The organism is Arenimonas terrae (assembly GCF_006265115.1).
GTDB classification, from domain to species: Bacteria; Pseudomonadota; Gammaproteobacteria; order Xanthomonadales; family Xanthomonadaceae; genus Arenimonas; species Arenimonas terrae.
The window spans coordinates 916,794-938,842 of sequence record NZ_SMDR01000001.1 but is presented as its reverse complement, the minus strand read 5'-3'; the positions used below and the strand labels follow the sequence as shown (position 1 = coordinate 938,842).

Below are 22,049 nucleotides of genomic sequence, written 5' to 3'. Positions count from 1 at the left end.
GGGTGCGCGACGACGGCCTGCTCGCGCACCTGCGCGAACTGCTCGAGCCGCTCGGCCGCATCAGCCTGCGGGCCATGTTCGGCGGCCACGGCATCTACTGCGACGGCTTGTTTTTCGCCCTGGTGGCCGACGGCCGCCTGTACCTCAAGGTGGACGCGCTGACCCGCGAGCGTTTCGCCGCCGCCGGCTGCGCGCCCTTCGTCTACACGGGGCAGTCGCGCCCGATCGAGATGAGCTACTGGAGCGTGCCCGATGCCGCGATGGACAGCCCCGCCGACCTCGAGCCCTGGGCCCGGCTGGCGCTGGCCGCGGCGGCGCGCAAGCCCGCCGGCGGAAAACGGCGTGGCTGAATTCGCGCTTCTGCGCCGACGGGCGGCCGGCTAAGCTCCACCGATGCGCCTGATCCGCGACTTCTCGCTGCCCGCCCTGGTGGCCGGCTTCGTCACCGTGCTGGTGGGTTTCAGCAGCTCGGCCGTGGTCGTGTTCCAGGGCGCGCGCGCAGTCGGCGCCACGCCGGAACAGATCGCCTCGTGGATGTGGGCCCTGGGCCTGGGCATGGGCCTGACCTGCATCGGGCTGTCGCTGCGGCATCGCATGCCGGTGGTGACCGCCTGGTCGACCCCGGGTGCGGCGATGCTGATCTCGGGCGCGGCGGGGCTGCCCTACGAACAGGCGATCGGCGCCTTCGTCGTGTCGGCGGTGCTGATTGCGGTCGCCGGGTTTTCCGGCCTGTTCGAGCGCCTGATCGGCCGCATTCCCGCCGCCATCGGCTCGGGCATGCTGGCAGGCGTGCTGCTGAGGTTCGGCATGGAGGCGTTTGCGGCCATGCAGCGGCAGTTCGGGCTGGCCCTGGCGATGTTCGCGGCCTACCTGCTGATGCGGCGGCTGTCGCCGCGCTATTCGGTCGTGGTGACGCTGGGCCTGGGCATCGCCATCGCCGGTGCGATGGACCTGCTGCGGCTCGAAGGCGTCGCGCTGGCGCTGGCGGAACCGGTGTGGACGACGCCCGCCTTCTCCTGGAGCGCACTGGTCGGCATCGCGATTCCGCTGTTCGTGGTGACCATGGCTTCGCAGAATGTGCCGGGTGCGACCGTCCTGCGCGCCTCCGGCTACTGGCCGCCGATCTCGCCGATCATCGGCTGGATCGGCGCGGTCAATGTCGTGCTGGCGCCGTTCGGTGCCTTCGCGCTGAACCTGGCGGCGATCACCGCGGCGATCTGCACCGGCCGCGAAGCGCATGAGGACCCGGCGCGGCGCTACGTCGCCGGCGTCGCGGCCGGCGTGTTCTATTGCCTGGTCGGGCTGTTCGGCGCCACCGTCGCGGCCCTGTTCGCGGCCTTTCCCAACGAGCTGGTGCTGGTGATCGCGGGGCTGGCCCTGCTGGGCACGATCGGCAACGGCCTGGCGGCGGCGCTGGCGGACGAGAGCCAGCGCGAGCCGGCGATCATCACCTTCCTGGTCACTGCCTCGGGCCTGACCCTGTTCGGCATCGGCCCGGCGTTCTGGGGCCTGGTGGCCGGCGGGCTGGCGCTGTTCGTGCTGCGGCCGCGGGGCTGATTCGGCGGCGTTTTCCGCAGGTGTTCATGTGCGGCGGGTTTAAATGGCCGCCCTGCACACTGGATGAGACACGCAAGGATGCTTCCGCACCGTTCGTTCCTGTCGATCGCCCTGGCCCTCGCGCTGGCCGTCGCCTCCGCCGCTGCCGCCGCCGACTGGCAGCCCACCGCCGAACTGGGCGTGGTCAACACCTCCGGCAACTCCGATACCACCAGCGTCAACGGCAAGTTCGCCCTGGCCGGCGAGGATGCGCTGTGGACGCATGACTACTACCTGGCGGCGCTGCGCGCCGAGTCCGAAGACCAGCTGTCGGCCAACCGCCAGGAGCTCGGCGCCAAGGCCGCGCGCAAGCTCGGCGAACGCGCCTACCTGGGCGCCGCCGCGCGCTACGAGAACGACGACTTCGCCGCCTACGCCTACCAGGCCACGCTGGCCGTGAACTATGGCGCCTGGCTGCTCAAGGACGAGCGCCGCGAATTCCAGATCGAAGGCGGTCCTGGCCTGCGCCGCGCGGAGCTGGCCGAGACCGGCGAAGCCGAAAACGAGGCGCTGCTGCGCGGCTTCGCCGACTACCGGCACCAGTTCACCGAGTCCACCCGCTTCTTCAATACCCTGCTGGTGGAAGCGGCGCCGGATAACCGGTTCATCCAGAACGACATCGGCATCGCCGTCAGCATCAACCACTCGCTGGCGCTCAAGGCGGCCCTGCAGGCGCGCCACAACACCGACGTGCCCGAGGGCGTCCGCCGCACCGACACCCTCACCTCGGTGAACATCGTCTGGACGCCGGGCGGCACCCAGGACTGATCCACGGGGGCGGCCGAGGCTTGCCCTGGCGGCGGTGCGGTCCTAGCCTTGCCGCATGCCCATCCGGATCAAACCCTACGACGGCGCCGCCGGCGGCTGGGATGCGCTGGCCAGCTCCTTCCGCCACGTGCGCGAGCAGGGCATCGTCGGCCGCGGCGCGCGCACCATGCTGCGCGCCAACCAGCCCGAAGGCTTCGACTGCCCCGGCTGCGCCTGGCCCGACAAGAATCCGCACTCGTCCTTCGAGTTCTGCGAGAACGGCGTCAAGGCCGTTGCCGCCGAGGCGACGCGCCGGCGGGTGACGCGGGACTTCTTCGCCGCGCACACGGTGGAATGGCTGGCGCGCCAGGACGACTATTTCCTCGAATCGCAGGGGCGCCTGGTCGAGCCGATGTTCTACGACGGCAGCGACGACCACTACCGGCCGGTGTCCTGGGAGGCGGCGTTCGCGATCGTCGCGCAGCACCTGCAGGCGCTCGAGCATGCCGACCAGGCGCTGTTCTACACCTCGGGCCGCACCAGCAACGAAGCCGCCTTCCTCTACCAGCTGTTCGCGCGCGAGTTCGGCACCAACAACCTGCCGGACTGCTCCAACCTCTGCCACGAACCGTCGGGTCTGGCGATGACCGAACAGATCGGCGTCGGCAAGGGCACCGTGACCCTGGCCGACTTCGAGCAGGCCGAAGCGATCTTCGTGTTCGGGCAGAACCCAGGCACCAATCACCCGCGCATGCTGGGGGAGTTGCGCAGTGCCGCGAAACGCGGCTGCCGGATCGTCGTGTTCAACCCGCTGCGCGAGCGCGGGCTCGAGCGCTTCGCCGACCCGAAGAGCCCGCGGGAGCTGATGGGCGGCTCCACCGCCATCGCCAGCCACTACTACCCGCTTCGCATCGGCGGCGACCTGGCGGCGGTCAAGGGCATGCTCAAACGCGTGTTCGAGCGCGGCGCGATGGATGCGGACTTCATCGCCCTGCACACCGAGGGTTTCCAGGCGCTGCGCGAGGATGTCCTGGCCGAGGACTGGTCGCGGATCGAGGCGGCCTCCGGCCTGACCCGCGCGCAGATCGAGGAAGCGGCGGATGTCTACGTGGCGTCCAAGGCGACGATCTTCTGCTGGGCGATGGGCATCACCCAGCACCGCGACGCGGTGGCGACCATCCAGATGCTGGTGAACCTGCTGCTGGTCGGCGGCAACATCGGCAAACACGGCGCCGGCGCCTGCCCGGTGCGCGGGCATTCGAACGTGCAGGGCGACCGCACGATGGGCATCTACGAAAAGCCGGCGCCGGCCTTCCTCGACCGCCTGGGCGCCGAATTCGGTTTCGCGCCGCCGCGGCACCCTGGCCACGACGTGGTCGGCGCGATCGGCGCGATGGCGCGCGGGGAATGCCGGGTGCTGTTCGCGATGGGCGGCAACTTCGCCGCCGCCACACCGGACACCGGCTTCACGGCGCAGGCGCTGCGCCGCTGCGCTCTGACCGCGCACGTGTCCACCAAGCTCAACCGCTCGCACCTGGTGCATGGCCGGCAGGCGCTGATCCTGCCCTGCCTGGGCCGCACCGAGATCGACCTGCAGGCGGCCGGTCCGCAGGGCGTCACGGTCGAGGATTCGATGAGCATGGTGCATGTCTCGACCGGCATGAACCCGCCGGCGTCGGATCAACTGCTCAGCGAGCCGGCGATCGTGGCGCGGCTGGCCGAAGCGACCCTGCCGGCGACCACGACGCCCTGGCGCTGGCTGGTGGAGGACTACGACCGCATCCGCGAGTGCATCGCCCGCGTCATCGACGGCTTCGGCGACTTCAATGCCCGCGTGCGCCAGCCCGGCGGTTTCCACCTGGAGAACGCCGCGGCGCAGCGGCGCTGGTCGACGGCCACGGGCCGGGCCCGGCTGTTCGCGCATGCCTTGCCCGCACCGGTGGCCGCGGATCCCTCGCTGATGACGCTGATGACCGTGCGCAGCCACGACCAGTACAACACGACGATCTACGGGCTTGAGGACCGCTACCGCGGCGTGTCGGGCGAGCGGCGCGTGTGCTTCATCGGCGCGGCCGACCTGGCGCGCCTGGGCCTGCGCGCCGGCCAGTGGGTGGACCTGGTGTCGGTGTGGCACGACGGCGAGCGTGAGGCAAAACGTTTCCTGCTGGTCGAGTACGACATTCCTGCCGGCTGCCTGGCGGCCTACTACCCGGAAACCAATGGCCTGGTGCCGCTGGACCACCACGCCATCGGTGCGCGCACGCCCGCGTCCAAGGCGATCCCGGTGCGGCTGCGGCCAAGCGCCGGCATTCCGCTGGCGCTGGAACCGCCGTGATGGAGCAGCGCCTGGCCGCCATGCTGCGCTACCTCGCCGCCAACGACGGCGCCTCGGTGGCGCGCGTATGCAAGCAGCTGGGCCTGGCGCGCAGCGAGCTGCAGCGCCTGCTCGCGGCGCTGGAGGACGACGCCGCGGCGGGCGGCCTGGGCCTGGTCCGCCGCATCGAGGACGCCGGTCGCGAGCGCCTGGCGCTGACGCCACGCGGTCGCGAATGGCTGGAGCGCCACGCATGATCCCCCCTCCCAGTCGGGAACTGCGCGCGCGCCGGATCGACGATGGCATCGGCCGTGACCAGGTGGAGACGCTGGCCGAAGAGACCGCGGTGGCCCTGGTCTACAACGGCCAGCCGCACGCGGTGATGATGGCGACGCCGGCCGACCTGGACGACTTCGCGCTGGGCTTCAGCCTCACCGAAGCCATCGTCGCGGTGCCTGAGGAGCTGGCCGTGGTGGACAGGCTGGTCACCGCACACGGCATCTCGCTGCAGATGCATATTCCGCAGGCCCGCTTCGACGCGCTCGAACAGCGCGGCCGCAGCCTCACCGGCCGCACCGGCTGCGGGCTATGCGGCACCGACCGGCTCGAGGCGGCGATCCGCCCGGTCCGCCCGGTGCCGCGCAGCGGTCTGGATCCCACGCGCCTGGCGCCGTATTTCGCCGCACTACAGGAGCAGCAGCCGCTCAACCTGCGCACCGGCGCCGTGCACGCCGCCGCCGTGGTCGACGCCGACGGCGAACTGCACGTGCGCGAGGACATCGGCCGCCACAACGCCATCGACAAGGCCGTGGGCGCCGCGCGGCGCGCGGGCGCGACGCCGGTGGCGCTGCTGGTCACGTCGCGCGCAAGCTACGAAGTGGTGCACAAGGCCGCGGAAGCCGGCATCGGCCTGGTGGCGGCGATTTCGGCGCCGACCGCGCTGGCGGTGCGCCTGGCCGACGAGGCGGACATGGTGCTGGTGGGTTTCGCGCGCGGTTCGCGCTGCACGATCTACGCCGGCCGCTGAGGCGTCGTCGGCCTAGTCGCGGAACAGCAGGCTCGAGTTCTCGTCGAGCCTGCCGTCGGCCTCGATCACCGCGAAGCGGTGCGTGTCCGGATTCATGATCACGCCCACCGGTGCCTGGAAGGGCGGATGGCGCACGAACTTCAGGGTCCAGCCGAAACGCTCCAGCTGCGACAGCGTATCGCGCTGATCGTCGGTGAGGTCGCGCTTGAGCGCGCTGATCAGCTCGTGTTCGGACTTGCGGCGTTCGCGGTCGGGCATTGCTCATTCCCCTGCGGAGGGCGCCGTCGTGGCGGTGGACTAAACCCTGGCGGGCGGTACGGCATCGGAGGCCGGGAACCTTCCGGAGATCCATCATGGCCCTCGGCCGCCGCCTGAAACTCCTTTTCCTGAGCACGGCATTGGCCGCCGCCGCCGGCCATGCGATCGCCGCGCGGCCGGCCGGGCCCGATCACGCCCGCATCGTCACCGAGGACCTGCCGCGGTTCTGGCGGGCGTTCGACGCATCGCGGGCCGCCGCACCGGCGGCCCGTGCCGGCATCTTCCAGCGCGACTATTTGGACGCGGGCAGCGATGGCCTGGCCGTGTTCACCCGGTTGCGCATCGGCGACGGCGCCCAGCTGGCGGCCACCATCGACCGGCATCCGCGCTACTACGCGTCGCTGCGCGCGCGCCTTGCGGGTGTTGCGGCCCAGGAGCCGGCGCTTCGCGCCGGTTTCCGACGCCTGGCCGAGATCTACCCGGCGGCGGAGTTCCCGGACGTCTACCTGCTGGTGGGGCGCATGAATTCCGGCGGCACGCTCGGCGAAGAGGGCCTGATGATCGGCCTGGAGATGTACGGCCGCTATCCGGACACGCCGGACGAAGAGCTGGGCGAGTGGCACCGCGCGGTTCTGCGCGACCTGGAAGGATTGCCGCACATCGTCGTGCACGAACTTGTGCACTACCAGCAGCGGTATGCCCTGGGTGCCTCGCCGACCCTGCTGCAGATGGCGGTCAACGAGGGGGTGGCGGATTTCCTGGGCGAACTCGCCACGGGCCATCACATCAACGCGCACGTGCACGCCTGGGCTGAGCCGCGCGCGCGCGAGCTGTGGGCGGAGTTCGCGGCGCGCCGTCACGACACCTCGGCCAAGGGCTGGCTGTACGACCCGACGCCGGGGCAGGACCGGCCCGCGGACCTGGGCTACTGGATGGGTTACCGCATCGCCCGGGCCTATTACGAGCGCTCGCCGGACAAGGCTGCGGCGGTGCGGGAGATGCTCACGATCACCGATTTCGAGGCCTTCCTGGCCCGCAGCGGCCTGGCCGAGACCTTGGGCGGGCCCGAAGAGGGTGCCATAAGTCATTGAATTGAATAATTTCGCGGATCGTGACTTCCGGCCCATGGCGGACCTTCTTAGGTGTTGTAGATTACCAGCACACCAACTCACAAGGCCTACGCCATGAAGACCCTGACTGACTTCTACCGCCTCTTCCCGAGCCGCCCGGTTCCGGCGGTGAATGCGGCCCGCGCCATCGCGGCCCCGGTCGTGAACGTGGTGGCGCCGGACGCCCCGGCCCACAACGCCCCGCGCTACCGCGCCCGCGATTTCGGCACCGGCTACGGCCGCAGCAGCGGCTACGCCCGGGCCAGTTCCTACACCGAAGGCCGCGGCGACAGGATGTTGCGCGTCGGCTGACCCCGCGACCGGCCCGCGTCTGCGTACCGACTCCCCCGGTGCGGGGGCGCGGGCCGGCCCGCAGGCTGGCGGCCACCGCGCCGCCTGCATAGACTGCCCCGGAGCTCACCTCCGGGATCACCGATGGCGGATGTTTTCGTCAGTTACGCCAGCGCCGATCGCGACGTGGCGTTCCGCATCGTCGGGTATCTGGAAGAGCAGGGCATCCGCTGCTGGGTCGCGCCGCGCGACGTCGGTCCCGGCGTCGAATACGGCGAAGCGATCATCGACGCCATCGGCGAGGCCCGCGCCCTGGTGCTGGTGCTGTCGGACCAGTCCAACGAATCGCAGTTCGTGCGCAAGGAAGTCGAGCGCGCGGTGAGCAAGACCAAGCCCGTGCTGCCGGTGCGCATCCGCGAGGTGACGCCTTCGGGCGCGCTCGAGTTCTACATCTCGTCGGCGCAGTGGGTCGATGCCTGGAAATCGCCGATGGAGCAGCACCTGCTGCCCCTGGTCGCCGCGATCAAGGCGATGGGGGCGCCGGGGTCGGCGCCGGTGCGATCGGTTGCGCCGCCGCTCGCGACGCCCCGCGCCGGTGCGCGCCACGGCGTGAGCATCGGTCTTGCCCTGGTCGCCGTTGCGGCGCTGGGCGCTGCGGCCGCACTGTGGTTCGCACGCGCACCGGCACCGGCGCAGGCACCCGAGGCGGAGCAGCGCTCGGTGCCCGCCGCCGCCGAGCCATCGTCGGCGGAGCTTGCCGAGGCGGCGATTTCCGCCCAAGAGGCGCCGCTGCCTGCGGACGCCATCGAAAACGTCGAGGCCGCAACGGAAGCCGCGGCCGCGGCCGCCCGTTCCGCGCCTCCGGCGCCCGCCCCCGCACCCGCGGTCACGCAGGTCGCGCCGGTCCCCGCCGGCCCGTCGCGCAGCGACGTCGCCTTCTTCACCGGCACCTGGTGCCAGCCCTACAACGGCCTGACCATCGTCTACGAGGTGATCCGCACCGGCGCCGACACCGTGCTGACCCGCGTCGACCACCCGCAGGCGGCGCCCTGGGACGTTCCTTCGCGTATCGTGCCGGTCGCCGGCGGTTTCGAGATGCAGCCGGTCGACGAGCCCGTGGCCGCCGACAATACCGCCCGCTTCGAGATCGTCGACGACAGCATGATGAAGCTGGTGTTCGCCAACGGCGCAGTCGAGGACGGGTCGATCCTGCGCATGCGCTGCGACGGTCGGAAAGACTGAGCCCGATGAGCGCCGCGGACTGGCTGGCGCGCGTCCGCGGCCACGAAGCGCGCGGCGAACTGCTGCTGGCCTACGACACCGCCCTGCAGGGCCTGGCCGAACATCCCGAGGACCTGTGGCTGGCGCACCGCGCGGTGCTCAACCTGGCCAAGGCCGGCGCCACGGCGCGTGCGGAAAGCGAGTTCGCCCGGCTGGGCCTGGCGCGGTCGCAGGAAACCGAAGTCGCCGCGCTCGCGGCGCGCATCGCCAAGGACCGCGCGCTGGCCGCGCCGGCGCATGAGCGCGAAGGGCTGCTGGCGCGCGCCGCCGACCTGTACGAAGCGGCGCACCTGCGCGGCGGCGGTTATTACCCGGCAGTAAACGCCGCCAGCCTTCGCCTGCTCGCGGGGCAGTCGCCGGCGGCGGAACGCCTGGCGCGCGAGGTGCACGCCCTTTGCGCCAAGGGCGCCGACGAACCGTATTACCGCGCCGCGTCGGAAGCCGAGGCCGCCCTGGTGCAGGGCGACACCGCGCGCGCCTGCGATGCGCTGGCGCGCGCGGCGGCCGCGGGGGGCGACCTCGCGGCCCGCGCCGCGACGCGCCGCCAGCTGCGCCGGGTCTGCGCCGCGCGCGGCATCGCCGACGACCTGCTGCATGAGCTGGCGCCGCCGACGGTGATCCACTACACCGGCCACATGATTGCCGCGGAAGGCGCCGTCGGCCGCTTTCCGGCGGAACGCGAGGCGGCGGTGGCCGCCCAGATCGCCGAGGTGCTGGCGCGGCAGCGCGTGGGTTTCGGCTACGGCGCGCTCGCCTGCGGCGCCGACATCCTGTTCGCCGAGGCGCTGCTCGCGCGCGGCGCCGAGCTGCACGTGGTGCTGCCGTTCGAGCGCGAGGAGTTCGTGGCGGTGTCGGTGGCGCCGGCTGGCCCGGCCTGGGTCGAGCGCTTCCACGCCTGCCTGGCGCGTGCGACTTCGCTGAGTTTCGCCACCGATGACCGCCAGCTGGGCCACGAATGGATCTTCGCCTATGGCTCGTTCCTGGCGATGGGTCTGGCCAGCCTGCGCGCCCGCTTCCTCGACGCGCCGGTACGGCAGGTCGCGGTGTGGGACGGGCAGGAGAGCGCCGGGGTCGCCGGCACCGGCTTCGACGTCCGGCTGTGGCGTGAATCCGGGCGGGCGCTGGAGGTGATCACGCCGGATCCCGGCGCCGCGCCCGCGCCGGTGCGCGTCACCGCCGCGCCCGCACCGGGGCAGCGCGAACTCAAGGCCATGCTGTTCGGTGACATCCAGGGGTTCAGCCGGCTCAGCGAAACCCAGGTCACCGCCTTCGTCACGCACGTGTTGGGCGCGTTCGCCGGCGTGCTCGCGCAGTACGGCGGGCAGGTGCTGTACCGCAATACCTGGGGCGACGGCCTGTTCGTCGTGCTGGCCGATCCGGCGCTGGCCGCGCGCTGCGCGCTGAAGCTGCAGGCGGCGATGGCCGCGATCGACCTGGCGCAGTGCGGCTTGCCGGAGTCGCTGGCGCTGCGCCTGGGCGGGCATTTCGGGCCCGTCTACGAGGCGGTGGACCCGGTGCTGGGCCTGACCAACTATTTCGGCGCGCACGTCAGCCGCACGGCGCGCATCGAGCCGGTGACGCCGGCCGGCGAAGTCTACGTCACCGAACAGTTCGCCGCGCGCCTGGCCCTGGACCCCGACGGTTTCGACTGCGACTACGTCGGCCTGGTGCCGGCGGCCAAAGGCTACGGCAGCCTGCGCATGTACCACCTGCGCGCCGGTCCGGCGCACACCTTCTGAAAAAACCGCATCCGGGCCGCGGCCGGCCGACGAGGTTCCGCCGGGCGGCGCCGGATGCGGTCCGGTCCTCAGTCCGCGGCGGCGATGTGCTCGCGTTCGGGCGCCTGCTCCGGCCAGCCGCCGGCCAGTGCGCGGTAGACCGCCACCAGCGCGGTCGCGGTGCGGGCCTGGCTCTGCGCCAGCTGGTCCTCGGCTTCCAGGCGCGTGCGCTCGGCGTCGAGCACCTGCAGGAAGTCGATCAGGCCGCCTTCGAAACGCAGCCGGGCCAGCTCGGCGCCGCGGGCGCTGGCGTTCGCCGCCGCTTCCAGGTGCACACGTTCGGTGCGCGCATTCTGGTAGCGCACCAATGCGGTTTCGGTTTCCTCGAGCGCGCGCAGCACGGTCTGCTGGTAGCGGGCCAGGTGCTCGTCGGCGCCGGCCTCGGCGGCGGCCAGGCGTGCGCGCACGCGGCCGACGTCGAGGAAGGACCAGTCGACGCCGAGCGCGACCAGGCGGGTTTCGCTGTCGCGTCCGAACAGGTCGCCGCCGCCGCTCGCCTGGCTGCCGATCAGGCCGCCGAGCGTGAAGCGCGGGAACAGGTCGGCGGTGGCGACGCCGATGCGCGCGGTCGCCGCCTCCAGCCGGTGTTCCGCCGCGGCGATGTCGGGGCGGCGGCGCAGCAGGTCGGCCGGTGCGCCCGCGGCGATCGGGTCGAGCAGCACGGGCAGCGCCTGCGGCGCTTCGAGCTGGGCGACCAGCGCGTCCGGTGTGCGCCCGGTCAGCACGGCGATGCGGTGCATATGCGCGGCGACCTCGGCTTCCAGCGCCGGGATGCGAGACAGCGTCGACTCGAGCTGGGCGCCGGCACGGGCGGTATCGAGCTCGGTGCCGCGCCCGGCCTCCAGGCGCACCGCAACCAGGTCCAGCGAACCGCGCTGGTTGTCGGCGTTGCCGCGTGCGACCGCGAGCTGGGCCTGGCGGCCACGCAGGTCGAAATAGGCCTGGCTCAGTTCGGCGACCACCGACACCTGCAGCGCCGCGAGGTCGGCGGCGACGGCATCGCTGTCGGCGCGCTGCGCCTGCACGCCGCGGCGGACGCGGCCGAACAGGTCCAGTTCCCAGGACAGCAGTGCGGCGGCGTCGCGGCTTTCGGTGTCGCGGTCGGCGCGCGAGACCCCGGGTGCCTGGTCGGCGCTCGCGCGGCTTTCGCTGGCGCCGGCTTCGGCGGTCACGGTCGGGAACAGGTCGAAGCGCGACTGCCGCGACAGCGCCCGCGCCTGGTCGAGGCGGGCCAGACCGATGCGCAGGTCGTGGTTGGCGCGCAGCGCGTCCTCGACCAGTCCGGTCAACAGCGGGTCGTCGAAACGCTGCCAGAAGGCGGCTTCGGACGCGGCGCTGGCCGAGGGCGACGTGGTGATCGTGGTTTCGCTGCGCAGGAACTGGTCGCTGGTCGTGAACTGCGGCCGCACGTGGTCGGGACCGACCGTGCAGCCGGCGAGCAGCAGGGCCAGGGCCAGGGAGGACAATCGGAAGGAAGCGCTCATGGGAATCTCCGGATCACCAGGGCAGGGCCTGGTCCAGGTAGAAGTAGCCACCGGTCGGGCCTGAGGGGTCGAGCAGCGACAGGCGCACGCTGGTGCGTGCGCCTTCGGCGGCGTCGATGTCGCCGGCGCCGGCGTTCATGTCGGTACGCACGTAGCCCGGGTGCAGCGTGTTCACCTTGATCGGGGTATCGCGCAGTTCCCAGGCCAGCTGCACCGTCCAGGCGTTCACCGCGCTCTTGGAGACGTTGTAGGCGGGGACCTTGAAGTCGTAGATCGGCGAACTTGGATCCGAGTGCAGGGCCATCGAACCCAGCAGGCTGGACACGTTGACGATGCGGCCGGCCGGCGAGCGCTGCAGCAGCGGCAGGAAGGCCTGGGTCACGGCGATGAGGCCGAACACGTTGGTGTCGAAGGTGCTGCGCCAGGTCGCGAGCGACTGGCCGGACACCTTCTTGGCCGGGTCGTCGAGCAGGATGCCGGCGTTGTTGACCAGGATGTCGAGCCGGCCGTAGCGCCGCGCGACCTCGGCCACGGCCAGGGTGATGCTGCCGGCATCGGTGACGTCCAGGGCGATCGCCTCGACCGGCAGGCCGCGCGACTGCAGTTCGAGCGCGGCGGCCACCGCCTTGCTGCGGTCGCGGCCGGCCAGCAGCGTATGCACGCCGGCTTCGGCCAGCTGGCGCACGGTCTCCAGGCCGATGCCGCGGGTGGCGCCGGTGACCAGGGCGACGCGGGGAGTGGAAGTATTCATGGGAACCTCGAAGGAAAGGGAGAATCAGGCCGCGGGCTGAGCCGGCGCGTGGGCGTCCGCATGCGCGGGGGCATGCGAGACCAGCGGGCGGTGCACCAGCTTGCGCAGCGCGACGTAGAAGACCGGCGTCAGGAACAGGCCGAACAGGGTCACGCCGAGCATGCCGGCGAACACCGTGATGCCGGTGACCGAGCGGACCTCGGCGCCGGCGCCGGTGGCGAACACCAGCGGCACGGTGCCGGCGATGAAGGCGATCGACGTCATCACGATCGGACGCAGGCGCAGGCGGCATGCTTCCAGCGCGGCTTCCACGATGCCCTTGCCCTGCAGCTCGAGCTCACGGGCGAACTCGACGATCAGGATCGCGTTCTTGCACGCCAGGCCCATCAGCACGACCAGGCCGACCTGCACGAACACGTTGTTGTCGCCGCCGCTCAGCCAGACGCCGAACAGCGCCGACAGCAGGGTCATGGGCACGATCAGGATCACGGCCAGCGGCAGGGTCCAGCTTTCGTACAGCGCGGCCAGCACCAGGAAGGCCAGCAGCACCGCCAGCGGGAACACCACCATCGCCGCATCGCCCTGGGTCGCCTCCTGGAAGCTCAGGTCGCTCCAGGCGTAACCCATGCCGGTCGGCAGCGTCTGCGCGGCCAGTTCGTCCACCTTGGCCATGGCCTGGGCCGACGAGAACAGGCGCGGATCGGCCTCGCCCAGCAGGTCGGCCGCCGGGTAGCCGTTGAAGCGGATCACCGGGTCCGGACCGTAGGTCTGCTTGATCGTCACCACGCTGCCGATCGGCACCATTTCGCCGCGGTCGTTGCGGGTGCGGAGGTTCGAGATGTCCTCGACGTCGTCGCGGAACGGCGCATCGGCCTGGGCGATGACCTGCCAGGTGCGGCCGAACATGTTGAAGTCGTTGACGTAGGCCGAACCCAGATAGGTCTGCAGGGTGTCGAACAGCTCGGTCAGCGGCACGCCCTGGGCCTTGGCCTTGACGCGGTCGACCTCGGCATCGAGCTGCGGCACGTTGGCCTGGTAGCTGCTGATCGGGTAGCCCATGCCCGGCGTCTGCGACACCGCGCCGGTGAAGGCGTTCACCGCGTTCTGCAGTTCGCCGTAGCCCAGGCCGGCCCGGTCCTCGATGAACAGCGAGTAGCCCGAACCGTTGCCCAGGCCCTGGATCGGCGGCGGCATGAAGGCGAAGGCGAAACCTTCCTCGATGCCGGCGATCTTCTGGTTGAGCTCGGCCGTGATCTCGGCGGCGCTGCGCTCGCGCTGGTCGAAGGGCTTGAGCGTGAAGAAGGCCACGCCGCTGTTCGGGGTGTTGGTGAACTGCAGCGGATTCAGGCCCGGGAACGCGACCTCGCTCTCGACGCCCTCGACGGACTTCGCGAGTTCGGCGATCTTCTGCAGCGCCCGGTCGGTGCGTTCGATCGAGGCGCCTTCCGGCATCTTCACGCCGGCGATCAGGTACAGCTTGTCCTGCACCGGGATGAAGCCGCGCGGCACCGCCGAGAATACCGTCAGGGTGCCGACCAGCAGGGCGGCGTAGACCGCGAACACGGCGCCGCGGCGGCCGAGCGTCTTCTTCACCGCATGTTCGTAGCGTTCGGAGTTCTTGCCGAAGAAGCGGTTGAAGGGGCGGAACAGCCAGCCGAACAGGCGGTCGATCAGGCGGGTCGGGGCGTCCGGCGCGGCGCCGTGCGGCTTGAGCAGCTTGGCGGCCAGGGCCGGCGACAGGGTCAGCGAGTTGATCGCCGAAATCACCGTGGAGATGGCGATGGTCACCGCGAACTGCTTGTAGAACTGGCCGGTGACGCCGTCCAGGAAGGCCATCGGCACGAACACCGCGCACAGCACCAGGGCGATGGCGATGATCGGGCCGGACACCTCCTTCATGGCCTGGTGCGCCGCGGCCAGCGGGGAGAGGCCCTCGCTGATGTTGCGTTCGACGTTCTCGACCACGACGATCGCGTCGTCCACGACGATGCCGATGGCGAGCACGAGCCCGAACAGGGTCAGGGTATTGATCGAGAAGCCGAGCACGTAGAGCACCGCGAAGGTGCCGACCACCGACACCGGCACGGCGATCAGCGGGATGATCGAGGCGCGCCAGGTCTGCAGGAACAAGATGACGACCAGCACCACCAGCAGGGTGGCCTCGAGCAGGGTGGTGACCACCGCATTGATGGAGTCGCGGACGAAGATGGTGGTGTCGTAGATGGACTTGATCTCGACGCCCGGCGGCAGGCGCGTGGAGATCTCGTCCATCTTCGCGATCACCGCGTCGCGGATCTCCAGCGCGTTGGCGCCGGGGGCCTGGAAGATGCCGATGGCGGAGGCGTTCATGCCGTCCAGGCGCGAGCGCAGGGTGTAGTCGCCGGCGGCCAGCTCGATGCGGGCGACGTCGGAGAGCTGGACGATCTCGCCGTCGGCGCCGGCCTTGAGCACGATGTCGCCGAACTCCTCGACGCTCTGCAGGCGGCCCTTGGCATTGATCGGCAGCAGGAAGTCGCTGCCGTTGGGCATCGGTTCGGCGCCGAGCTGGCCGGCCGAGACCTGCACGTTCTGCTCGCGCACGGCGCGCAGCACGTCGCCGGCGGTCATGCCGCGGGCGGCAATCTTGTCGGGGTCGAGCCAGAGGCGCATGGCGTAGTCGCCGCCGCCGAAGGCCTGGGCGTCGCCCACGCCCGGGATGCGGGCCAGTTCGTCCTTCACGTGCAGGCGCATGTAGTTGCGCAGGTAGAGCGAGTCGTACTTGCCGTCGGTGGACACCAGGTGCACCACCATCAGGAAGACCGGCGACTGCTTCTGCGTGGTCACGCCCTGGCGGCGCACGTCCTCGGGCAGGCGCGCCAGCGCCTGGCTGACCCGGTTCTGCACGCGCACAGCGGCCTCGTCGGCGTCGGTGCCGGGGCGGAAGGTCACGGTCATCTGCATGACGCCGTCGGAGCCGGCGACCGACTTGACGTACATCATGTCCTCGACGCCGTTGATCGCCTCCTCGAGCGGCGTGGCGACCGTTTCGGCGATCACCTTGGGGTTGGCGCCCGGGTAGACCGTGCGCACCACCACCGAGGGCGGCACGACTTCGGGGTATTCACCGATCGGCAGCTGCGGCAGGGCGATCAGGCCGGCGGCGAAGATCACGATCGACAGCACCGCCGCGAAGATCGGCCGGTCGATGAAGAAGCGGGAAAAGTCCATGGATGACTCCGTTGCGGCGCGGACGCCGCGCGATGAGGCGGACGGCGCGCGTCCTGCGCGCCGTGGAATGGGGTTGCGGGTGCCGGCGCGCGGGGCGGACGCTGCGAGGGGAGGCGCAGCGTGCGCGCCCGCGCACGGCAGTCAAACTGGGTGTGGCCGTCAGTCGACGCTGGCCACGGCGTCGGCGGTCGCGGCCGGGGCCGCTTCCAGCGGCTTGGCGTCCAGCGGCATGCCGGGGAAGAAGATCTTCTGCACGCCGGTCACGACCACCTGGTCGCCGGCGGCCAGCCCCGACTCGACCACGCGCAGGCCGTCGACCATGCGGCCGAGCACCACATCCTTGCGCTGGGCGGTGTTCTCCGGCCCGACCACGTAAACGAACTTGCGGTCCTGGTCGGTCAGCACGGCCTTGTCGTCGATCAGCAGGGCCTTCTGCGGCTGGCTGCCGATCAGCTGCACGCGGGCGAACAGGCCCGGGGTGAAGACGCGGTCGCTGTTGTCGAGCACGGCGCGGGCGCGGATGGTGCCGGTGCCCGGGTCGACCTGGTTGTCCAGGAAGTCGACCACGCCGGTGTGCGGATAACCTTCCTCGCTGGCCAGGCCGACGCGCACCGGGTTGCGCGAATCGCGCGAGCTCGGGCGGCCGCCGTCGCGGGCCATCTGGTTGTAGCGCAGATAGGTCTGCTCGTCGCCTTCGAAGTACACGTGCACCGGGTTGAGCGAGACCACCGTGGTCAGCACCGTCGCGTCCGGCGAGGCCAGGTTGCCGGTGGTGACCAGGGCGCGGCCGGCGAGGCCGTCGATCGGCGCGCGCACCTGGGTGAATTCCAGGTTCAGGCGCGCGACGGCGACCTGGGCCTGTGCGGCGTGCACGTCGGACTCGGCCTGGGCGGTGGCGGCACGGCGCTGTTCGAATTCCTCGGTGGAGATCGCGCGCACGTCGGCGAGCTTCTTCGCGCGGGCCAGTTCGCTCTTGGCCAGGGCAGCGCGGCTGCGCGTGCGGTCGAGTTCGGCTTCGGCGCGGTCGAGTTCGGCGCGGTAGGTGCGGGCGTCGATGGTGAACAGGACCTGGCCCTTCTTCACTTCCTGGCCTTCCTGGTAGTTCACGCGCTCGATGTAGCCGCCGACGCGCGGGCGCAGCTCGACGGTTTCCACCGCGGCGACGCGGCCGGTGAACTCGTCCCAGTGCGCGACCTCCTTCGAGATCACGGGGGCGGTGCTGACCTGGGCCGCGGGAATGGCCCCGTGCTCCTGGGCCTGCGTGCCGCAGGCGGCCAGCACGGCGAGGGTGAGCGCGAAGGTGGCGGCGCGGGCGAGCTGGGTGAGGGGATGGCGGTTCATGGCGTTGCCTCGTGAAGTAAGTGGGGAAGCGGGATCAGGTGCGGCGGCGGCGGTCGAAACGCACGACCGGCTCGTGGCCGGATTGGGCGAGCAGGTCCACCACGCGGCGGCCGAGCTCATCGGGAGCGGGCCAGTCCGGGCAGGCGTGCTGGCGGTTTTCGGTGGTGCGCAGCGGGGCGCAGACGGCGAGCTGCTGCACGCGGACCGGGCCGCCGAGGGTTTCCTCGCGCAGCGCACGGGCAAGCATGCGCAGGGCGGCCGAGGACACCGACAGGTGGCCATAACCTGCCCAGGGCGCTTCGGCGGCGGGGCCGCCGATCAGCAGGTAGGTGCCGCGCGCGCCGGACTCGCCCAGCAGCGGCAGCAGGTGCCGCGCGGCGATCAGGTGCGGGAACAGGTCTTCGTCGAACTTCTCGCGCAGGCGGTCGGCGGGGTGGTCGAGCAGGCGACCCGGGGTGAAGGAGCCGCCGACCATCGCGACCACGGCACCCGGCGGCCGGCGCAGCAGGCGCACGGCATTGGCCAGGGCGGCGCCGGCGGTTTCGGTATCGGTGCTGCCCGGCACGCGCACCAGCTCCGGGCCGTTTCCGGCCGGGCGGGTGAGTGCCTCGAGTTCGCGGCGTTCCCGCGCGACCGCGATCACCGGATAGCCGGTCTCCAGCAGCGTGGTGACCATGGCCTGGCCAACCTCGCCCTCGGCGCCCAGGACGAGCACCGGCTTCTGGATTGTCCCGTTGGCGGGACGGTATGGCCCATTATCTGGGTAAATCGGGACAGTGGTCATGGCGGCAGGTAATCGGAATGGGGAGCCCAAGCCTCCGCAAGGGGAGGGGATACGCAGGAAGCCTGGGCTCAGGGCGTGCAATCTATGCCTGCATCCGGCACTTGATAAGCCGGCAAAAGAGGGAATAATTGTCCCGCCATCGGGCCAATCGCCCGTCCACCGTCCTAGGAGAGGCTCCCCATGTCGCGCGATCTCAACGACACCCTGATCTTTGCCAAGGTGGTGGAGCAGGGCAGTTTCACCGCCGCCGCCAAGTCTCTCGGCCTGCCCAAGACCACGGTCAGCCGCAAGGTGCAGGAGCTCGAGGAGCGCCTGGGCGCGCAGCTGCTCAACCGCACCACGCGCAAGCTCGGCCTCACCGAGGCCGGCGCCGTCTATCACGACCACAGCGCGCGCATCGCCCGCGAGCTGGAAGAGGCGGAAAGCGCGGTGGGCCAGCTGCAGGGCGGGCCGCGCGGCTGGCTGCGGGTCACCGCGCCGTATTCGATCGGCATCCTGTGGATCGCGCCGCTGCTGAGCGAATTCCACCAGCGTTATCCCGAGGTGCGCGTGGACCTGCACCTGAGCAACGACAAGCTCGACCTGATCTCGTCGGAAGTGGATGTCGCGCTGCGCGTCGGTTCGCTGCCGGACTCTTCGCTGGTCGCGCGCCGGCTCGAGAGCTTCCGCACCCAGGTCTATGCCAGCCCCGAATACATCCAGCGCCATGGCGAACCGCTGCATCCGGACGACCTGCAGCACCACCGCGTGCTGGCCTTCTCCAAGCACCGTCACGGCAACCGCTACTACTGGCCCCTGGTCGCGGCGAACGCCGGCCATTCCCAGACCCAGGACTATCTGGTGTCGCCGATCTTCGTCGCCAACGATCCCGCGCCGCTGCAGGGCGCCATGCTGTGCGGCGAGGGGCTGCTGATCTCCACCGATGTCAGCATCAAGCCCTTCGTCGAGAGCGGACGCGCGGTGCGCGTGCTGGCCGGCTGGGTCGGCCCGGAAATCGACTTCAACGCGGTGTTCACCCGCGGCCGGGTGCCATCGCCGAAGGTGCGCGCTTTCGTCGACTTCCTCGTCGAGCGGCTCACCTTCGACGCCGACTACATGATGAAGACCTGCCCGCTGCAGGCCGAATTGTGCGACGGCCGCGCGGTCGAACTGCCGGTGGTCGAGGATGCGCCGCGCAAGCTGGCGGCGGTGCCGGACGCGGATCCGGTCGCGGCCTGAGGGGCCGGGTCAGTCCAGCCAGCGGCCGTTGTCGTCGCCGGGGACCCGCGTCAGCACTTCGACGCCGGTCTCGGTGACCGCGACGGTGTGCTCCCACTGCGCCGACAGCGAACGGTCGCGCGTCACCGCGGTCCAGCCGTCGGGCAGCAGCCGCGTTTCCCGGGAGCCGGCGTTGACCATGGGCTCGATGGTGAAGGTCATGCCGGGCACCAGCATGTCGCCTTCGCCCGGGCGGCCGTAATGCAGGATCTGCGGCGCGTCGTGGTAGATGCGGCCGATGCCGTGGCCGCAGTAGTCGCGCACCACCGAAAAACGCTGCGCCTCGGCCACCTGCTGGATGGCGTGGCCGATATCGCCCAGGGTCGCGCCCGGCCGCACGGCGCGGATGCCGGCGAACATCGCCTCGCGGGTGGTTTCGACCAGGCGTCGCGCCAGCACCGAGGGCGTGCCGACGAAATACATCCGGCTGGTGTCGCCGTGCCATCCATCCTTGATCACGGTGACGTCGATGTTGACGATGTCGCCCTGCTTGAGGACCTTCTGCCCGCTCGGGAAGCCGTGGCAGACCACGTTGTTGACCGAGGTGCAGACCGTGGCCGGAAAGGGCACGCGCGTGGCGTCGCCGCCGTAGCCGATGTTGGCCGGAATGGCGCCCTGCACGTTGACGATGTGGTCGTGGCAGATGCGGTCGAGCTCGGCCGTGGTCACGCCCGGTCTCACGTGCGGGGCCACCACCTGCAGCACCTCGGCGGCCAGGCGGCCGGCGACGCGCATGGCATCGAGTTCGGCGGGGGTCTTGAGCGGGTAGTCCATGGCGGGATTATCGCCGCTCCGGGGCGCGCTTGCAGCCGCCTCAGTCCAGGCGCTTGCGGAACTTCAGGATCGCCACGGACATCATCACCGCCGTGAACGCGCACAGGGCCAGCACCGAGGGCAGCAGGTCGCCCAGGTCGGCGCCGCGCAGCATCACGCCGCGGATCAGGCGCATGAAATGGGTCAGCGGCAGCACCTGGGCGATCCACTGCGCCGCCACCGGCATGCCCGCGAACGGGAACATGAAGCCCGATAGCAGGATCGAGGGCAGGAAGACGAAGAAGGTCATCTGCATCGCCTGGAACTGGGATTTGGCGCGGGTCGAGATCAGCAGGCCCAGGCTGAGGTTGGCGGCGATCAGCAGCAGGGCCGCGACGTACACCGACACCAGGGCGCCGCGGATCGGCACCTGGAAGATGCCCACGCCAAGCAGCAGCACCACCGTGGTCTGCACCAGGCCGATGCCGACGTAGGGCAGCACCTTGCCGATCATCAGCTCGGCGCTGCTGACGGGGGTGGTGATCAGCAGCTCCATGTTGCCGCGTTCGCGTTCGCGCACGATGGCCACGGCGGTGAACAGCACCATCGTCAGCGTCAGGATGACCCCGATCAGGCCCGGCACGATGTTCACCGCCGAGCGCCGCTCGGGATTGTAGAAGCTGACCACGTTGACCAGCTGCGCGACGCTTACCCGGCCGTCGAGCGGGATCTGCGCCAGCTGGCGGGCGCTGGCCTGCACCACGGTGTCGCTGCCGTCCACCAGGATCTGCACCGATTCGCGGCCCTCGATGCGCCGCCGCTCGTAGTCCCGCGGAATGGCGACGCCGACGCTGATGCGTCCCGAGCGCAACAGGTCCATCAGGTCGGCCGGCGATCGCGCCTGCGCCGCCGGCGCGATGACGCCGGTGGCCAGCAGGTCCTGGACCAGGGCGCGCGAGCCGGCCGTCTGCGCCTCGTCCGCCACCGCCGCCGGCAGCCCGCGCACGTCCATGTTGATGGCGTAGCCGAACAGCAGCAGCTGCAGTACCGGGATGCCGACGATCATGCCCAGGGTGATGCGGTCGCGGCGCAGCTGGCGCAGCTCCTTGACCATGATCGCGAGCAGGCGGCGCAGGCTCATGCGGCCTCTCCGCGGGCGGCCCGTCGGCCGTGCGTCGCGGCGACGAAGACATCCTCGAGGCTGGGCGCCACCTGGTGCACCGACGCCGCCGGGTCCTGGGCCTGCAGCGCTGCTCGCAGCTCGTCCAGGTGCGCGAAGCCCGGCCCGGTCAGCACGCGCAGCTGGTTGCCGACCTGGGCGACGCTGGCGATGCCGGCGAAACCCGCGAGCAGGGCGGCGGCCCGGCGCGGCTGTGCGCTCATCGCCAACAGCGTGCGGCCGTCCAGCTCGGCGGCGAGCTGGGCGGGGGTGCCGTCGGCGACCAGCGCGCCCTGATCCAGGATGGCCAGCCGGTGGCAGCGCTCGGCTTCGTCCATGTAGTGCGTCGACACCAGCAGGGTGGTGCCGGCATCGGCGAGCTCGAAGAGCTTTTCCCAGAAGTCGCGCCGCGACTCCGGGTCCACCGCGCTGGTGGGCTCGTCCAGGAACAGCAGCTCGGGCCGGTGCACGACGGCGCAGGCCAGGGCGAGGCGCTGTTTCTGGCCACCGCTCATCGTCCCCGCCAGCTGCTTCTGACGGTCGGCGAGGCGATAGTCCGCCAGCAGTTCGTCCACGCGGGTCTTCACCTCGTGCCGCGGCAGGTCCTGCACGGTGGCCATGAACTCGAGGTTCTCGCGCACGCTCAGGTCCTCGAACAGCGAGAACTTCTGCGTCATGTAGCCGATGCGGCGCTTGAGCGCCTCGGCCTGCCGCGGGATCGACAGCCCCAGCACCTCGATCTCGCCGGCGCTGGGCGTGAGCAGGCCGCACAACATGCGGATGGTGGTGGACTTGCCGGAACCGTTCGGTCCCAGGAAGCCATAGACGTTGCCGCGCGGCACCGCCAGGTCCACGCCGTTCACCGCCACCAGCGCGCCGAAGCGCCGGGTCAGGCCGCGGGTGCGGATGACG

At 70.9% G+C, this 22,049-nt stretch carries 20 protein-coding genes; 11 read left to right on the top strand and 9 right to left on the bottom strand.

Annotated elements, in window-relative coordinates; translation table 11 throughout:
• Nucleotides 1–2 precede the first annotated feature (2 nt).
• The 6 genes from E1B00_RS04495 to fdhD all read left to right on the top strand — a co-directional run bounded on the left by E1B00_RS04495 (nucleotide 3) and on the right by fdhD (nucleotide 5,684).
• Nucleotides 3–350, top strand: coding sequence for a TfoX/Sxy family protein (locus tag E1B00_RS04495; RefSeq protein ID WP_220396231.1), 348 nt, complete (start codon nucleotides 3–5; stop codon nucleotides 348–350).
• Between the two features lie 43 nt (nucleotides 351–393).
• Entirely contained in the window at nucleotides 394–1,557 is a 1,164-nt protein-coding gene (locus E1B00_RS04490; protein ID WP_139446121.1) for a benzoate/H(+) symporter BenE family transporter, read from the top strand.
• 78 nt (nucleotides 1,558–1,635) lie between these two features.
• On the top strand, nucleotides 1,636–2,364 hold the full coding sequence (locus tag E1B00_RS04485; protein WP_176693117.1) for a DUF481 domain-containing protein: 729 nt from the start codon (nucleotides 1,636–1,638) through the stop codon (nucleotides 2,362–2,364).
• Nucleotides 2,365–2,419: 55 nt separating this feature from the next.
• Complete coding sequence (locus tag E1B00_RS04480) at nucleotides 2,420–4,678, top strand: FdhF/YdeP family oxidoreductase (protein WP_139446117.1); 2,259 nt, start codon at nucleotides 2,420–2,422, stop codon at nucleotides 4,676–4,678.
• The gene (locus E1B00_RS04475; protein WP_139446115.1) at nucleotides 4,678–4,914 is read left to right on the top strand and encodes a helix-turn-helix domain-containing protein; all 237 of its coding nucleotides are present in this window, start codon (nucleotides 4,678–4,680) and stop codon (nucleotides 4,912–4,914) included. The genes E1B00_RS04480 and E1B00_RS04475 overlap by 1 nt, the downstream gene beginning before the upstream one ends.
• Nucleotides 4,911–5,684, top strand: coding sequence for a formate dehydrogenase accessory sulfurtransferase FdhD (fdhD, locus tag E1B00_RS04470; RefSeq protein ID WP_220396230.1), 774 nt, complete (start codon nucleotides 4,911–4,913; stop codon nucleotides 5,682–5,684). Before E1B00_RS04475 ends, fdhD begins: the two co-directional genes overlap by 4 nt.
• A 12-nt stretch (nucleotides 5,685–5,696) precedes the next feature.
• Here fdhD and E1B00_RS04465 read toward each other — a convergent pair whose 3' ends face one another.
• A complete protein-coding gene (locus E1B00_RS04465) occupies nucleotides 5,697–5,942 on the bottom strand; it encodes a hypothetical protein (protein ID WP_139446111.1) in 246 nt (81 codons plus the stop codon).
• A gap of 95 nt (nucleotides 5,943–6,037) precedes the next feature.
• Between E1B00_RS04465 and E1B00_RS04460 the strand changes: the two genes are divergently transcribed.
• The 4 genes from E1B00_RS04460 to E1B00_RS04445 all read left to right on the top strand — a co-directional run bounded on the left by E1B00_RS04460 (nucleotide 6,038) and on the right by E1B00_RS04445 (nucleotide 10,362).
• The gene (locus E1B00_RS04460) at nucleotides 6,038–7,033 is read left to right on the top strand and encodes a DUF2268 domain-containing putative Zn-dependent protease (RefSeq protein WP_139446109.1); all 996 of its coding nucleotides are present in this window, start codon (nucleotides 6,038–6,040) and stop codon (nucleotides 7,031–7,033) included.
• A 93-nt stretch (nucleotides 7,034–7,126) separates the two neighbouring features.
• Entirely contained in the window at nucleotides 7,127–7,363 is a 237-nt protein-coding gene (locus E1B00_RS04455) for a hypothetical protein (protein ID WP_139446107.1), read from the top strand.
• 123 nt (nucleotides 7,364–7,486) lie between these two features.
• Nucleotides 7,487–8,584: a toll/interleukin-1 receptor domain-containing protein gene (locus E1B00_RS04450; RefSeq protein ID WP_139446105.1), complete on the top strand. Its 1,098-nt coding sequence runs from the start codon at nucleotides 7,487–7,489 to the stop codon at nucleotides 8,582–8,584.
• 5 nt (nucleotides 8,585–8,589) lie between these two features.
• Nucleotides 8,590–10,362 (top strand): adenylate/guanylate cyclase domain-containing protein, encoded by a 1,773-nt coding sequence (locus tag E1B00_RS04445; protein ID WP_139446103.1) that lies wholly within the window; start codon nucleotides 8,590–8,592, stop codon nucleotides 10,360–10,362.
• Nucleotides 10,363–10,430: 68 nt separating this feature from the next.
• On the opposite strand, the gene E1B00_RS04440 is transcribed toward E1B00_RS04445, so the two are convergent.
• The 5 genes from E1B00_RS04440 to E1B00_RS04420 form a co-directional block, all read right to left on the bottom strand.
• Nucleotides 10,431–11,885: an efflux transporter outer membrane subunit gene (locus tag E1B00_RS04440; RefSeq protein WP_139446101.1), complete on the bottom strand. Its 1,455-nt coding sequence runs from the start codon at nucleotides 11,883–11,885 to the stop codon at nucleotides 10,431–10,433.
• 13 nt (nucleotides 11,886–11,898) lie between these two features.
• Nucleotides 11,899–12,636, bottom strand: coding sequence for an SDR family oxidoreductase (locus E1B00_RS04435; RefSeq protein ID WP_139446099.1), 738 nt, complete (start codon nucleotides 12,634–12,636; stop codon nucleotides 11,899–11,901).
• Between the two features lie 24 nt (nucleotides 12,637–12,660).
• On the bottom strand, nucleotides 12,661–15,843 hold the full coding sequence (locus tag E1B00_RS04430) for an efflux RND transporter permease subunit (RefSeq protein ID WP_139446097.1): 3,183 nt from the start codon (nucleotides 15,841–15,843) through the stop codon (nucleotides 12,661–12,663).
• Nucleotides 15,844–16,002: 159 nt separating this feature from the next.
• Complete coding sequence (locus E1B00_RS04425) at nucleotides 16,003–17,184, bottom strand: efflux RND transporter periplasmic adaptor subunit (protein WP_139446095.1); 1,182 nt, start codon at nucleotides 17,182–17,184, stop codon at nucleotides 16,003–16,005.
• A gap of 34 nt (nucleotides 17,185–17,218) precedes the next feature.
• Complete coding sequence (locus tag E1B00_RS04420; RefSeq protein WP_176693116.1) at nucleotides 17,219–17,899, bottom strand: SDR family NAD(P)-dependent oxidoreductase; 681 nt, start codon at nucleotides 17,897–17,899, stop codon at nucleotides 17,219–17,221.
• A 249-nt stretch (nucleotides 17,900–18,148) separates the two neighbouring features.
• On the opposite strand from E1B00_RS04420, the gene E1B00_RS04415 reads away from it, so the two are divergent.
• The gene (locus E1B00_RS04415) at nucleotides 18,149–19,186 is read left to right on the top strand and encodes a LysR family transcriptional regulator (protein WP_139446090.1); all 1,038 of its coding nucleotides are present in this window, start codon (nucleotides 18,149–18,151) and stop codon (nucleotides 19,184–19,186) included.
• Nucleotides 19,187–19,195: 9 nt separating this feature from the next.
• On the opposite strand, the gene map is transcribed toward E1B00_RS04415, so the two are convergent.
• From map to E1B00_RS04400, 3 genes are read right to left on the bottom strand one after another with little or no spacing between them, the layout of a single operon-like run.
• Complete coding sequence (gene map, locus E1B00_RS04410; RefSeq protein WP_139446088.1) at nucleotides 19,196–19,999, bottom strand: type I methionyl aminopeptidase; 804 nt, start codon at nucleotides 19,997–19,999, stop codon at nucleotides 19,196–19,198.
• A gap of 40 nt (nucleotides 20,000–20,039) precedes the next feature.
• Complete coding sequence (locus E1B00_RS04405) at nucleotides 20,040–21,119, bottom strand: ABC transporter permease (RefSeq protein ID WP_139446086.1); 1,080 nt, start codon at nucleotides 21,117–21,119, stop codon at nucleotides 20,040–20,042.
• Nucleotides 21,116–22,045 (bottom strand): ABC transporter ATP-binding protein, encoded by a 930-nt coding sequence (locus tag E1B00_RS04400; RefSeq protein ID WP_139447696.1) that lies wholly within the window; start codon nucleotides 22,043–22,045, stop codon nucleotides 21,116–21,118. Before E1B00_RS04400 ends, E1B00_RS04405 begins: the two co-directional genes overlap by 4 nt.
• Nucleotides 22,046–22,049 lie beyond the last annotated feature (4 nt).

Excerpts from the sequence above, each read along its gene's own strand:
- E1B00_RS04490 (WP_139446121.1), top strand. The coding sequence starts at position 394 with ATGCGCCTGATCCGCGACTTCTCGCTGCCCGCCCTGGTGGCCGGCTTC.
- E1B00_RS04485 (WP_176693117.1), top strand. The coding sequence starts at position 1,636 with ATGCTTCCGCACCGTTCGTTCCTGTCGATCGCCCTGGCCCTCGCGCTG.
- E1B00_RS04480 (WP_139446117.1), top strand. The coding sequence starts at position 2,420 with ATGCCCATCCGGATCAAACCCTACGACGGCGCCGCCGGCGGCTGGGAT.
- E1B00_RS04475 (WP_139446115.1), top strand. The coding sequence starts at position 4,678 with ATGGAGCAGCGCCTGGCCGCCATGCTGCGCTACCTCGCCGCCAACGAC.
- fdhD (WP_220396230.1), top strand. The coding sequence starts at position 4,911 with ATGATCCCCCCTCCCAGTCGGGAACTGCGCGCGCGCCGGATCGACGAT.
- E1B00_RS04465 (WP_139446111.1), bottom strand. The coding sequence starts at position 5,942 with ATGCCCGACCGCGAACGCCGCAAGTCCGAACACGAGCTGATCAGCGCG.
- E1B00_RS04460 (WP_139446109.1), top strand. The coding sequence starts at position 6,038 with ATGGCCCTCGGCCGCCGCCTGAAACTCCTTTTCCTGAGCACGGCATTG.
- E1B00_RS04455 (WP_139446107.1), top strand. The coding sequence starts at position 7,127 with ATGAAGACCCTGACTGACTTCTACCGCCTCTTCCCGAGCCGCCCGGTT.
- E1B00_RS04450 (WP_139446105.1), top strand. The coding sequence starts at position 7,487 with ATGGCGGATGTTTTCGTCAGTTACGCCAGCGCCGATCGCGACGTGGCG.
- E1B00_RS04445 (WP_139446103.1), top strand. The coding sequence starts at position 8,590 with ATGAGCGCCGCGGACTGGCTGGCGCGCGTCCGCGGCCACGAAGCGCGC.
- E1B00_RS04440 (WP_139446101.1), bottom strand. The coding sequence starts at position 11,885 with ATGAGCGCTTCCTTCCGATTGTCCTCCCTGGCCCTGGCCCTGCTGCTC.
- E1B00_RS04435 (WP_139446099.1), bottom strand. The coding sequence starts at position 12,636 with ATGAATACTTCCACTCCCCGCGTCGCCCTGGTCACCGGCGCCACCCGC.
- E1B00_RS04430 (WP_139446097.1), bottom strand. The coding sequence starts at position 15,843 with ATGGACTTTTCCCGCTTCTTCATCGACCGGCCGATCTTCGCGGCGGTG.
- E1B00_RS04425 (WP_139446095.1), bottom strand. The coding sequence starts at position 17,184 with ATGAACCGCCATCCCCTCACCCAGCTCGCCCGCGCCGCCACCTTCGCG.
- E1B00_RS04415 (WP_139446090.1), top strand. The coding sequence starts at position 18,149 with ATGTCGCGCGATCTCAACGACACCCTGATCTTTGCCAAGGTGGTGGAG.
- map (WP_139446088.1), bottom strand. The coding sequence starts at position 19,999 with ATGGACTACCCGCTCAAGACCCCCGCCGAACTCGATGCCATGCGCGTC.
- E1B00_RS04405 (WP_139446086.1), bottom strand. The coding sequence starts at position 21,119 with ATGAGCCTGCGCCGCCTGCTCGCGATCATGGTCAAGGAGCTGCGCCAG.